Annotated in this window: 8 protein-coding genes; 7 read left to right on the plus strand and 1 reads right to left on the minus strand. The window is 68.6% G+C overall.

Translation table 11 applies throughout. The annotated features are described in order from the left end of the window. The first annotated feature begins 8 nt into the window (after positions 1-8). Both ACJASC_RS06215 and ACJASC_RS06220 read left to right on the plus strand, forming a co-directional pair. A complete protein-coding gene (locus tag ACJASC_RS06215; RefSeq protein WP_415144446.1) occupies positions 9-1457 on the plus strand; it encodes a TrkH family potassium uptake protein in 1449 nt (482 codons plus the stop codon). After that, positions 1457-3052, plus strand: a complete 1596-nt coding sequence (locus ACJASC_RS06220; RefSeq protein WP_415144448.1) for a thiamine pyrophosphate-binding protein — start codon at positions 1457-1459, stop codon at positions 3050-3052. The genes ACJASC_RS06215 and ACJASC_RS06220 overlap by 1 nt, the downstream gene beginning before the upstream one ends. A gap of 63 nt (positions 3053-3115) precedes the next feature. On the opposite strand, the gene ACJASC_RS06225 is transcribed toward ACJASC_RS06220, so the two are convergent. Continuing rightward, entirely contained in the window at positions 3116-4888 is a 1773-nt protein-coding gene (locus ACJASC_RS06225; protein ID WP_415144450.1) for a trypsin-like peptidase domain-containing protein, read from the minus strand. Positions 4889-5066: 178 nt separating this feature from the next. Here ACJASC_RS06225 and ACJASC_RS06230 point away from each other — a divergent pair, with 178 nt between their 5' ends. The 5 genes from ACJASC_RS06230 to ACJASC_RS06250 all read left to right on the plus strand — a co-directional run bounded on the left by ACJASC_RS06230 (position 5067) and on the right by ACJASC_RS06250 (position 12301). Further along, the gene (locus ACJASC_RS06230; protein ID WP_415144452.1) at positions 5067-5984 is read left to right on the plus strand and encodes a glycine--tRNA ligase subunit alpha; all 918 of its coding nucleotides are present in this window, start codon (positions 5067-5069) and stop codon (positions 5982-5984) included. Next, positions 5981-6502: a DUF6446 family protein gene (locus ACJASC_RS06235; RefSeq protein WP_415144454.1), complete on the plus strand. Its 522-nt coding sequence runs from the start codon at positions 5981-5983 to the stop codon at positions 6500-6502. Before ACJASC_RS06230 ends, ACJASC_RS06235 begins: the two co-directional genes overlap by 4 nt. Further along, a complete protein-coding gene (gene glyS, locus ACJASC_RS06240; protein ID WP_415144456.1) occupies positions 6502-8775 on the plus strand; it encodes a glycine--tRNA ligase subunit beta in 2274 nt (757 codons plus the stop codon). Before ACJASC_RS06235 ends, glyS begins: the two co-directional genes overlap by 1 nt. Positions 8776-8901: 126 nt before the next feature. Continuing rightward, positions 8902-11418, plus strand: a complete 2517-nt coding sequence (locus ACJASC_RS06245; protein ID WP_415144502.1) for a putative PEP-binding protein — start codon at positions 8902-8904, stop codon at positions 11416-11418. Positions 11419-11575: 157 nt separating this feature from the next. Continuing rightward, positions 11576-12301, plus strand: coding sequence for a cell wall hydrolase (locus ACJASC_RS06250; protein ID WP_415144458.1), 726 nt, complete (start codon positions 11576-11578; stop codon positions 12299-12301). Position 12302 lies beyond the last annotated feature (1 nt).

Below are 12302 nucleotides of genomic sequence, written 5' to 3' on the forward strand. Positions count from 1 at the left end.
GCTCCGGCATGATCGACCTGCGCCCCGTCGGATATGTGAACGGCCTTCTGTTGTCGGTGCTGGGTCTGACCATGCTGGGTCCGATGCTGGCCGATATCGGGGCACGCAACGGCCATTGGCCGGTGTTTCTCCAAAGCGCCGTGCTGACGCTGCTCACCGGCCTTCTGACGGCGCTGTCGTGCCACAACGGGGTGAAGCCCAAGCTCACCTTGCGCCAGACCTTTCTGGTGACCTCCTCGGTGTGGATCTCGCTGCCGAGCTTCGGGGCCTTGCCCTTCATCCTCGGCGCCACCGACAGCAGCGTCACCGACGCGGTGTTCGAGGCGATGTCGGGCATCACGACCACCGGCGGCACCGTGCTCACCGGTCTCGACGATCTGCCGCAAGGCATCCTGCTGTGGCGCGGCATCCTGCAATGGCTGGGCGGCATCGGCATCATCGTCGTTGCCATGGTGTTCCTGCCCGAACTCAAGGTGGGCGGCATGCAGGTGTTCCGCTCCGAGGCCTTCGAAACCATGGGCAAGATCCTGCCCCGCGCCGCAGAGATCGCCAGCGGCATCGCGGTGATCTATGTGGGCATGACGCTGGCCTGCATGCTGGCCTACATCACCACCGGGATGGAGCCCTTCGACGCGGTCGTCCATGCGATGACCACCATCGCCACTGGCGGCTTTGCCAACTCCGACGCCTCCTTCGGCGAATACGGGGCCGGGGTGCATTACGTGGGCGCGGTCTTCATGTTCTTCGCGGCACTGCCCTTCGTGCGCTACGTGCAGCTCGCCGCCGGTCAGGCGCGGCCGCTGCTGCGCGACGCGCAGGTGCGCGATTTCTTCCTGACGATCCTCGTCTGCGTGCTGCTGATCGCGCTGTCGTTGGCCGACTATACCCATGGCTTCAGCGAGGTCGCGTTCCGCGAATCGCTGTTCAACGTGGTCTCGATCATGTCGGGCACCGGCTATGCCAGCGCCGACTACATGACATGGGGCCCGTTCCCGGTGGCGATGTTCTTCTTCATCGGGCTGATCGGCGGCTGCGCCGGCTCGACCGCCTGTTCGGTCAAGATCTTCCGCTACCAGATCCTCTTCGCCTCGATCGCGGCGCAGATCCGCAAGATCCACCAGCCGCACGGCGTCTTCATGCCGCGCTATGACGGGCGGCCGGTGCCGCCGGACGTGCTGTCCTCGGTGATGTCCTTCTTCGTGGTGTTCATCGTTTCGATCGGCATCACCTCGGTGCTGCTGTCGCTGACCGGTCTCGACTTCATCACCAGCGTGTCGGGGGCCGCGACCTCCATCGCCAATGTGGGGCCGGGGCTGGGGCCGATCATCGGCCCTGCGGGCAACTTCCAGCCGCTGCCGGATGTGTCCAAGTGGATCCTCACCATCGCCATGTTCATCGGACGGCTCGAGCTTCTGGTGGTGCTGGTGGTCGTCACCCGCGAGTTCTGGAGATCGTGATGCCGCAAGACCGACGCCCTCTTGGAGTGCAGCTGGCCCACGCGTTGGCCGCGCGCGGCGTCGAGGTGGTGTTCGGCATCCCCGGCGTCCACAATCAGGAGATCTACCGCGGTCTCGATGAGGCGGGGCTGCGCCATGTGCTGGCGCGCCACGAGCAGGGCGCGGGCTTCATGGCCGACGGCTATGCGCGCGCGTCCGGGCGGCCCGGCGTGGCCTGCGTGATCTCGGGGCCGGGGCTGTGCAACCTGATGACGCCGCTGGGCCAGAGCTGGTCCGACAGCGTCGCGGTGCTGGCGCTGTCCTCCTGCCTTCCGAATGGCGGACCGCCCGATCACCGCCTGCACGAGATGCGCGACCAGCGCGGCGCCGCCGCCGCCGTCACTGCGTGGTCCGAGGAGGCGCGCGACGCCGATCACGCCTATGCGCTGCTCGATCGCGCCTTCGCTGGCTTTGCCGAGCGCCGCCCGCGGCCTGCGCATATGCAGATCCCGATCCCGCTGCTCGAGGCGACCGCGCCCGCCGCACCCCCCGCCGTGCGGCCCCAACCGCCAGGCCGCCCCGATCCCGGTATCGTCACCCGCGCGGCGCGGCTTCTGGCCGAGGCGCGCCGGCCGCTGCTGATCCTCGGTGGCGGCACCACGGGGGCTGCGCTCGAGGCGCGCGCTCTGGCGGCCCGGCTCGGGGCCGCGAGCTTCGTGACCAGCGCCGGGCGCGGCGTCATCGCACCGGGCGATCCGCTACATTTCGGCAGTTTTCTTGCCCGGCCCGACAGCGCCCGCGAGATCGCCCGCGCCGATGTGGTGCTGGTGGCGGGCTGCGCGCTGTCCGAGACGGATCTGTGGCGCGAGACGCCTGGCTTCGGCGACCATGCGCGGGTGATCCGGCTCGACATCGATCCCGCGATCCTCGCCGCCGACACCCGGTCCGAGCTGCGGCTTGCCGGCGATGCGGCGGCGGGGCTGGCGATGATCGGCGCGGCGCTGGGGCAGGGGGCCGCCGCCTCGGACTGGCAGCCCGACCGGATCGACGCCGCGCGCCGACGCTGGTTCGCCGAGATCGACGCCGACAGGCCGGGGCTGCTGGCGGTGATCGGCGCGCTGCGCGAGGCGCTGCCGCCGGAGGCGATGGTGTTCTCGGACATGACCCAGATCGCCTATGCGGCGGTCGAGGCTTGGCCAGCGCCCGCGCCGAGGCTGTGGCATCACCCTTCTGGCTTCGGCACGCTGGGCTACGCGCTGCCTGCCGCGATCGGCGCGGCGGTGGGCCGCCCCGAGGTGCCGGTGGTGGCGCTCGCCGGGGATTACGGTGTGCAATACACGATCCAGGAGCTGGGCACGGCGGTCGAGCTGGGCCTGCCACTGCCGCTCGTGGTGTGGGACAACGAGCGGCTGGGCGAGATCGAGGCCAGCATGGTCGCAGCCCAGATCGCGCCGCGTGCGGTGCATCAGCGCAACCCCGATTTTTGCGCGCTGGCCCGGGCTTGGGGGGCGGAGGCAGAGATGCCCGAAAGCCTCGACGCGATCGCCCCGGCGCTCGAGCGCGCGCTTGCCGCCGACGGGCCGACGCTGATCCGGCTCACGCCGGGCCTGACCTGAATCCTGGCCTGATCTACGACCCGGGATGGCGGGCAGGGACCGCCCGCCATCCCGGCCTGCGCCTTACTCCCAGCAGCTCACCAGCGCCGTCATCTCGCCCGCGCGCCGGGCCACGGCCTGCACCGTATCTTCGATACGCGCCTCGGTGCGCTTGGCCTCGACGCCCGCAGCTTCGAGCGCCGTGAGCACCACCTCGCTTTCAAGCGCCAGCGCCACGCCGGAGGGCAGCACCCGGCCCGATTGGCGGTCGCCCGGCAGCAAAAGCCCCAACACCGCTCCGCCCATGTCGAGCACCGGCCCGCCCGCATCGCCGGGCTGCGCGTTCAGGTCGAGCCGCTTGAGATCCTCCTCGCCGCCGAGCCCGCGAATATCGGCGAGGCGGCCGAAGGTCGTCGCCGCCACCGACAGCGCGCCGCCATAGGGGAACCCGGCCACGGCGATCTTGTCGCCGATGCGCGGCACGCCGGTCTGGAACGTGGCGACCCCCCGCGGGGTCAGCGGCGTGGCAGGACGCAGGAGCGCGAGACCCGAAGCCGCGTCCTGCATCATCAGCGTCGCGCCGAGCTGTCCGTCGATCGCCACGTCGCCGCAGCCCGAGACCGCCTCCGTTGTCGTGGCGACGATGCCGCGCGCATCGACGAAGACGCCGGCCCGCTCGTGCAGCGGTGTACGAATCTGCAGCCCCGAGACCAGATCAATGGCCTGCGCCTCGTCAGCGGGCACCTCGCCGCGTTCGAGCACACCCGGCAGCGCCTTGAAGCTCGCCGTCATTTCCAACAGCACCCGCGCGCGGCGGCTGTCGTCATTCGCGGGCCAGACCAGAGCAAAGCCCTTGATCGCGCCGTCGATCAGCGCCGCCTCGACATGGGTGACGCGGCTGTCATCCGCCCCTTCGATCACGAAGCGGTTCGTGTCGAGCCCGCGCGCCCCCTCGGGCGGCACGAGCTCGAGCGTCTGCAATATCTCGTAGAGCCCGGCGAGACGCCGCGCGTCGCCGGGCTGGGAGATCAGCAGCACCCGCACCGCCTCCTCGCCGCTGGCGTCGTAGCGCACGAAGGGCGGCTGCGCCTCGCCGCGCGCGACGAGAGCGGTCGGCATCACGATCTCGATCCCCGCCTGATCATCCGTCACCACCGCGAGGTCGAGCCCGTCGAGCACCGCGTCATAGGCATTAATAAGCGCCGCGCGCTGCGTCGAGGTCAGCACGCCGGTTTCCTCATGGTCATTCTGCCGCTGCCAAGCGGCCATGGCGGCGCGGGTGCCCGTGCCAAAGGCCCCGTCGATGCCTGCGTCATAGACCCCGGCCCAGCGCAGCGCGACCTGCACCTCTTCGCGCGCGGCTTGATCGAGATCGCGCTCCGAGGCGCGCGCCTCGGCCAGCGTTTCGACACGAGGGGCGGGGGCAGGGGCCTCGGGCGAGGTCGCCCCCGGCCCAGCCCCCTCGGGCAAGGGCGTCGCCGGCGCGGTGGCCGTCTCGGCTACGACCGGCGCGCGGCCTGGCGCATCGCCGCGCGCGCCCACCGGCCAGAAGCGCGCGCGATACTGCGCCCCGTCGGCCACGAAGGCGTCGCCGGGCACCGCGCCCGCCGCCTTCAACTCACCCAGAAGACGCTGCGCCTCGGCAGGGTCATAGGGACCCAGCGCAATGCCGTACCAGCCGCTGCCGAGCGCATAGCCCGAAACCGCGTCGAAACGTCCCGCATAGGCGCGCGCGCGGTTCTCTGCGCGGTTCAGCGTCGGCAACGCCTCGACCTGCAGCCAGACGCCGCCCTCCTGCGCCCATCCCGCGCCAGAGAAGAAGCCGGTGGCGAGCAGGGCTGCAAGCAGTCGTTTCATGTGAATCCCGGGTCCCGTTGTTCTGGATCTGGCCTGCGACCATAGCATCGCCCCGGGCAGGGGCCATGCCAAAGCGCCGCACCGGAACGGGGCTGTTGCGCGCCCGCGCCATGATTGACGCTATCAGCGCCGCGCCGTAAGCAGACCCGCGATCCGTGAACCCGCGAGAGGCCCCCAGATGACCGACGCTCCCCGCTCCTTTCAGGAAATCATCCTGCGGCTGCAGTCCTACTGGGCCTCGAAGGGCTGTGCGGTGCTGCAGCCCTACGACATGGAGGTCGGCGCGGGCACCTTCCACCCGGCGACGACCTTGCGCGCGCTGGGCTCGAACCCGTGGGCCGCGGCCTATGTGCAACCCTCGCGCCGCCCGACCGACGGGCGCTACGGCGAGAACCCGAACCGGCTGCAGCACTACTACCAGTATCAGGTCATCATCAAACCCTCGCCCAAGGATCTGCAGGACCTCTATCTCGGCTCGCTGCGCGCCATCGGCATCGACACCGGCCTGCACGACATCCGCTTCGTCGAGGATGACTGGGAAAGCCCGACGCTCGGGGCCTGGGGCCTGGGCTGGGAGGTCTGGTGCGACGGCATGGAGGTGTCGCAGTTCACCTATTTCCAACAGGTCGGCGGCCATGACTGCCGCCCCGTCTCGGGCGAACTGACCTACGGGCTGGAGCGTCTGGCGATGTATGTGCTCGGCGTCGATCACGTCATGGAGATGCCGTTCAACGACCCCGACGCGCCGATCGCGCTCAAATACGGCGACGTGTTCCGCCAGACCGAGGAAGAGTATTCGCGCCACAACTTCGACACCGCCACGCCCGAGATGCTGCTGCGGCATTTCGAGGATGCCGAGGCCGAATGCGCGAAGATCCTGTCGGCCCCCGCCGAGGACCCGCGCACCGGCAAGCGCATCGTCATGGCGCATCCCGCCTATGATCAGGCGATCAAGGCGTCGCATCTGTTCAACCTGCTCGACGCGCGCGGCGTCATTTCGGTCACCGAGCGGCAGGCCTATATCGGCCGCGTCCGGGCGCTGGCCAAGGCCTGCGCCGACGCCTTCGTGACCACGCGCGCCGGTGGCGCCGCATGATCACACGGATCGTCATATCGGTACTGCTGGCCTTCGCGCTCTTCTCGGGCGTGCTGATGTGGTACCTGCAGGTCTATGCCTATTACGACGAGCTGACGCCGGCCCAGGTGGGCGAGGTCGTGGTGCTTGACGACCGGGCCGCGCCGGTCCCCGTCGCCGTGTCGAACCTGCGCGCCATCGACAGCGACAGCTCTCCGATCCGCTTTCGCGCCTGCATGACCATCGAAGACGCCAGTGCCTTCGACAACGCCGTGATCCACGAGCGCGCCGAGCCGCTGGTCGCCCCCGGCTGGTTCGACTGCTTCGACGCGCGCGAGGTGGGCGAGGCGCTCGAGAGCGGTCAGGCGCGATCCTACGTCTGGAAGCTCAACGAACCCTATGGCATCGACCGCGTGCTCGCCGTCATGCCCGACGGGCGCGCGCTCGCCTGGAACCAGATCAACGTCTGCGGCGAGGTCGTCTTCGACGGCGACCCGGCCCCGCCCGGATGCCCGACCCCACCCGAAGGGACCTATTGATGCCCGACCTGCTGATCGAACTGTTTTCCGAGGAAATTCCCGCCCGCATGCAGGCGAAGGCCGCCGACGACCTGAAGCGCATGGTCACCGACGGCCTCGTCGAAGCCGGTCTCACCTATGCCTCCGCCGGGGCGTTTCACACGCCGCGCCGCCTTGCCCTTTCGGTCGAGGGGCTGACCGCGGCCAGCCGCGACACCGTCGAGGAGCGCAAGGGCCCGCGCACCGACGCGCCGGAAAAGGCGCTCGAGGGCTTTTTGCGCTCGACCGGCCTCACCCGTGATCAACTCGAGATCCGCGACGAGAAGAAGGGTCAGGCCTATTTCGCCCGGATCACCCATGAGGGGCGGTCGGCGCAGGCGATCGTGGCCGAGGTGCTGGACGCGGCGATCCGCAACTTTCCATGGCCCAAATCGATGCGCTGGGGTGCGGGCGATTTGCGTTGGGTGCGGCCGCTGCATTCGATCCTGTGCATCCTGACGGATGAACAGGGCGCGCAGGTCGTGCCGATGCAGATCGAGGGCATCGAGGCCGGTGCCGCGACGCGCGGCCATCGCTTCATGGGGCCGGATGCGTTCACCGTGTCCTCCTTCGAGGATTACGAGACCAAGCTGAAGCGCGCCCGCGTGATGCTGCGCGCCGAGGAGCGGGCCGAGACGATCTGGTCCGAAGCCTCGTCCCAAGCCTTCGCCCAAGGGCTTGCTCTGGTCGAGGATCGCGGGCTTCTCGACGAGGTGTCGGGCCTCGTCGAATTGCCCGTCGTGTTGATGGGCGAGATCGGCGAGGAGTTCCTCGACCTGCCGCCCGAGGTGCTGCAGACCTCGATGAAGGAGCACCAGAAGTTCTTTTCGGTGCGCGACCCCAGATCGGGCAAGATCACCCGCTTCGTCACCGTCGCCAACATCGAGACGCCGGATCACGGCGCCACCATCCTCGCGGGCAACGGCAAGGTGCTCGCCGCGCGTCTGTCGGATGCCAAGTTCTTCTGGGAGAACGACCTGCGCATCGTCGAGGCGGGCGGGCTCGAAGCCATGGTCGAGGGGCTGTCCAACGTCACCTTCCACAACAAGCTCGGCTCTCAATCCGCCCGCATCGCCCGCATCGCCGCGCTTGCGCGCGAGATCGCGCCGCAGGTCTCGGCCGATGCCGATGATGCCGAGAAAGCCGCGCGGGTGGCCAAGGCCGACCTGCGCTCGGAGATGGTCGGCGAGTTTCCCGAGCTTCAGGGCCTGATGGGGCGGTATTACGCGCAAGCGCAGGGCCTCTCCCCCGAGATCGCCGCCGCCGCGCAGGAGCATTACCAGCCGCTTGGTCCCTCCGATGCCGTGCCCTCCGCGCCGGTCTCGGTCGCCGTGGCATTGGCAGACAAGCTCGACACGCTGGCGGGCTTCTGGGCGATTGACGAAAAGCCCACCGGCTCCAAGGACCCCTTTGCGCTGCGCCGCGCCGCGCTGGGGGTGATCCGTCTGGTATTGTCGAACGGGCTGCGGTTGAAGCTGTCTGAACTTGTAGCCTTTTCCTATAGGAGAACTGTCATTAGCCTAGTCCAGGCGGACAGGGCTTGGGTGCTTGAGGGTGAACACGAAGGTGATGAGCATTGGGTGCTCGGCGCAGGGACATTCATAGGTGAAGCCGAACCTGTTAAGCGCGAAGAAGCTGAACTGTTTAAACTAATCGATCAGTGCGAAATTAGTCTAAATGTTGTTCCGGGTGAGAAATCAGAAAGAATTATTGCTTCCGAAGCAGTTTCTAACGACCTCCTCTCTTTCTTCCACGACCGTCTCAAGGTACACTTGCGCGCCGAGGGCATCCCGCATGACGTCATCGACGCCTGCATCGCTATGCCCGGCAATGACGACCTGACGCTTCTGGTCGCCCGGGCCGAGGCGCTGGCGGCCTTCCTCAAGACCGAGGACGGCACCAACCTCACCCAAGGCTTCAAGCGCGCCAACAACATCCTGACCCAGGCCGAGGAAAAGGACGGGGTCGAGTATTCCTATGGCGCCGACGCGAAATTCGCCGAGAGCGCCGAGGAAAAGGCGCTCTTCGCGGCGCTCGACGGGGCGCAGCCCAAGATCGACGCGGCGATGGCCTCCGAGGATTTCGGCGCCGCGATGGGCGCGATGGCGAGCTTGCGCGCCCCGATCGACGCTTTCTTCGAGGCGGTGCAGGTCAACGCCGACAATCAGGTGCTGCGCCGCAACCGGCTCAACCTGCTGTCGCGCATCCGCGCGACCTGCGGCGCGGTGGCGGACCTGACGAAAATCGAAGGCTGAGCGCTTAATACCAAGGCCGTGCTTGGCGGATCGCCTCGCACGGCCTATCTTGCGGCGACAAGGAGTGCCGCAGTGCAGCAATTGCCACGAGATCCGAAGATCCTGCCGATCACGCCGGAGGCCGACATGTCGGCCGTGCGCCATGGCGGCCGGGCCAAGTGTCTGCAGCGCCTCGTGCGCATGGGGCTGCCGCTGCCGACCACGGTGGCGCTGTCGTTCTCCTGTGTGCATTCCATCGCACAGGGGCGGATGCCCGACCTGTCGCAGATCATGCGGCATTTCGACGAGGCGCCGCTTTTGTCGGTGCGCCCGTCGAGCCAGGACCCCGATTGGGGCGGACCGGGGGCGATCCTCAACATCGGCATGACCGATCTGCGCCACGCCCGGCTGTGCGACGAGGTCGGCGAAGAGGCCGCGACCTCGCTCTACCTGCGCTTCATCCAATCCTGGGCCGTGCATGTCGCGCGGCTCGACCCCGACAGCTTCGACCTCCCCGACCATCCCGGCCCCGACGCGCTGCGCACCGCGCTCGCCGCCTATGAGGCCGAGGCCGAGGAACCGTTCCCCCAGGACATCACGGTGCAGCTTTGCGAGGTGCTGCGCTCCATGGCCCGCGCCTGGGAGGGGACGACGGCGCGGCTGTTGCGGCAGGCCAAGGGCGCGCCCGCCGATGCCGGTCTCGGCCTCGTGGTGCAGCAGATGGCGCTCGGCGTGGGGCAGGGGGAATGCGGCTCGGGCGTGATCCAGTTCGTCGACAGCCAGACCGGCCAGCCGCAGGTAACGGGCCGCTATCTCAGCCAGAGCCAGGGCCGCGACGCGCTCAAGGCCGGGGCCGGGGCGATCTATCTCACCCGGGACGACCGGGGCCCCTCCTTCGAGGATCTGTGCCCCGACGCCTTCGAGCGGCTGCTGCGCATGGGGCATCTGTGCCGCGAGCGCCTGCGCGAGGAAATGCAGATCGAGTTCACGCTGCAGGAGGGCCGCTTGCATGTACTCGACGCGGTGCGGGTGAGCCGGTCCTCGCGCGCCTCCGTGCGCATCGCCGTGGCGCTGGCCGAGGACGGGATGATCCCGCGCGAGGAGGCGGTGCTCCGGGTCGAGCCTCAGGCCCTGTCAGAGCTTCTGCACCGCCATGTCGACCCTTCGGCCCCGCGCGACCTGATCGTTTCCGGCATCGCCGCCTCGCCGGGGGCCGCCACGGGGCGCATCGTGTTCTCCGCCAACGCCGCGCAGGCCTCTGCCGCGCGCGGTGAGCCTTGCATACTCGTGCGTCGCGAGACCACGCCGGAGGATATCCGCGGCATGCATGCGGCCGAAGGGGTGTTGACGATTCGCGGCGGCATCACCAGCCATGCCGCCGTGATCGGCCGCGGCCTCGGCCTGCCTTGCGTGGTCGGCGCTTCGGACCTGATCATCGACGCCAAGCGCCGCCAGATGGTGGCGCCGGGGGGGCGCAAGCTCTCCGAGGGCGAGATCATCACGCTCGACGGCACCTCGGGCGAGGTTCTGGCGGGCGAGCCCGCGATGTTCGAGGCGGTGCTCGACGGGGCGTTCCGGACGCTGCTCGACTGGGCCGACGATTTCCGCGACATCGGCGTGCGCGCCAATGCCGACACCCCCGCCGACGCCCAGACCGCGCGCAATTTCCAGGCGCAGGGGATCGGCTTGTGCCGGACCGAGCACATGTTCTTCGAAGAAGGGCGCATCGGCATGATGCGTGAGATGATCTTCGCCAAGGACGAGGGCGCGCGCCGCGCGGTGCTTGAGCGGCTCCTGCCGATGCAGCGCGCCGATTTCGCGCGGCTGTTCGAGATCATGCAGGGCCAGCCCGTCTGCATCCGCCTGTTCGACCCGCCCCTGCACGAATTCCTTCCCTCGGACCGTGCCGGCATGCGCGATCTGGCAGACGGGCTCGCGGTGACGCTTTCGGACGTGGAGGCGCGGGTGACGGCGCTCACCGAATACAACCCGATGCTGGGGATGCGCGGCGTGCGGCTCGGGATCACCGTGCCCGAGATCTACGAGATGCAGGCCCGCGCCATCTTCGAGGCGACCGTGCAGGCGAGCCGCGACGGCGATCCGGTGGTGCCTGAGGTGATGATCCCGCTGGTCTCGGCGATGAAGGAGGTCGAGCTGGTCAAGGCGCGGATCGACGCCGTGGCGGCGCAGGTTCGCGCGCATTCGGGGGCCGAGTTCGACTACCGTCTCGGGGTGATGGTGGAGACGCCGCGCGCCGCGCTGCGCGCCGCTGACATCGCCCAGCATGCGGCCTTCCTGTCGTTCGGCACCAACGACCTCACGCAGATGACTTACGGTCTGTCGCGCGACGATGCGGGACGGTTCATGTCGATCTACGTCAAGAACGGCGTCTACGAGGAGGACCCGTTCCACAGCCTCGACCTTGAAGGCGTGGGCGAGTTGTTGCAGATCGGGGCCGAGCGCGGTCGGGCCGGCCGACCGGACGTCACGCTCTCGATTTGCGGCGAGCATGGTGGATCGCGCAACGCGATCGAGTTCTGCCGCAGGCAAGGCTTCGACTACGTCTCCTGTTCGCCCTTCCGGGTGCCCGTGGCGCGCCTCGCGGCGGCACAGCTGGCGCTGCTCGATGGGGCGAAGGCTGACAAAAACACCACTATCGTATAGCCGCATGTGGACAGAAGCGATTTTCAGCTTGCAACTGTGGCAAGGAATCGCCGGTTCCCGACGAGTCGGGTGACGCGAAGGTAGACACTCCCGACCTGTTCCCATACCCCGCCACCTGCCAGCGCGGGGCATACCGCGAGGAACCGGGGACACTGCAATGAAGCGACTGAACTTTCTGCGCCTGCCCAGCTTTGGCGCGATGGCTTGTCTTGCGACGGTGATGGCCGCAGCACCAGCCACCGCCAGCGAAGATGGCTCCGCTGCGGCGCAGAATGGCACGGTCTCGGCCCTCGCTGCGGAAGACCGGCTCGCTCTGCTTCTGGGGCAACAACGTGGCTCGGGCGAAATTGTTCCCTTTGCCGCCAGCGCCGAGGCTGCCACGCTGCCCGCCCCCGCCGAGCGCGGGCTGAGCATCGCCTCCCAGACCACGCAGGATTACGACGTCCTGATGGCATCGCTGCCCGCCGCCAAGGGCGACGCGGAATGGGAATGCCTGACCGAGGCGCTCTATTTCGAGGCGCGCGGCGAGTCGCTCAAAGGCCAGTTCGCCGTGGCCGAGGTGATCCTCAACCGCGTCGACAGCCCCGACTACCCCCGCACGGTCTGTGGCGTGGTCAATCAGGGCACAGGGCGCAAATACGCCTGTCAGTTCTCCTATACCTGCGACGGCATCCCCGACACGGTCAATGACCGCGGCTCGTGGAGCAAGCTTGGCCGCATTGCCAAGATCATGATCGGCGACGGCCCGCGCGAGCTGACCGGCGGTGCCACGCATTACCACACCACTGCGGTGAACCCCTCCTGGGCCGGGCGCATCCCACAGACCGCCGCGATCGGCGCGCATCTGTTCTACCGCGAGGCCACCCGCACCGCCTCGAACTGAG

Origin of the sequence: Limimaricola cinnabarinus (assembly GCF_047631075.1) — a bacterium.
Taxonomy (GTDB): Bacteria; Pseudomonadota; Alphaproteobacteria; order Rhodobacterales; family Rhodobacteraceae; genus Limimaricola; species Limimaricola cinnabarinus.

Excerpts from the sequence above, each read along its gene's own strand:
- ACJASC_RS06215 (WP_415144446.1), top strand. The coding sequence starts at position 9 with ATGATCGACCTGCGCCCCGTCGGATATGTGAACGGCCTTCTGTTGTCG.
- ACJASC_RS06220 (WP_415144448.1), top strand. The coding sequence starts at position 1,457 with ATGCCGCAAGACCGACGCCCTCTTGGAGTGCAGCTGGCCCACGCGTTG.
- ACJASC_RS06225 (WP_415144450.1), bottom strand. The coding sequence starts at position 4,888 with ATGAAACGACTGCTTGCAGCCCTGCTCGCCACCGGCTTCTTCTCTGGC.
- ACJASC_RS06230 (WP_415144452.1), top strand. The coding sequence starts at position 5,067 with ATGACCGACGCTCCCCGCTCCTTTCAGGAAATCATCCTGCGGCTGCAG.
- ACJASC_RS06235 (WP_415144454.1), top strand. The coding sequence starts at position 5,981 with ATGATCACACGGATCGTCATATCGGTACTGCTGGCCTTCGCGCTCTTC.
- glyS (WP_415144456.1), top strand. The coding sequence starts at position 6,502 with ATGCCCGACCTGCTGATCGAACTGTTTTCCGAGGAAATTCCCGCCCGC.
- ACJASC_RS06245 (WP_415144502.1), top strand. The coding sequence starts at position 8,902 with ATGTCGGCCGTGCGCCATGGCGGCCGGGCCAAGTGTCTGCAGCGCCTC.
- ACJASC_RS06250 (WP_415144458.1), top strand. The coding sequence starts at position 11,576 with ATGAAGCGACTGAACTTTCTGCGCCTGCCCAGCTTTGGCGCGATGGCT.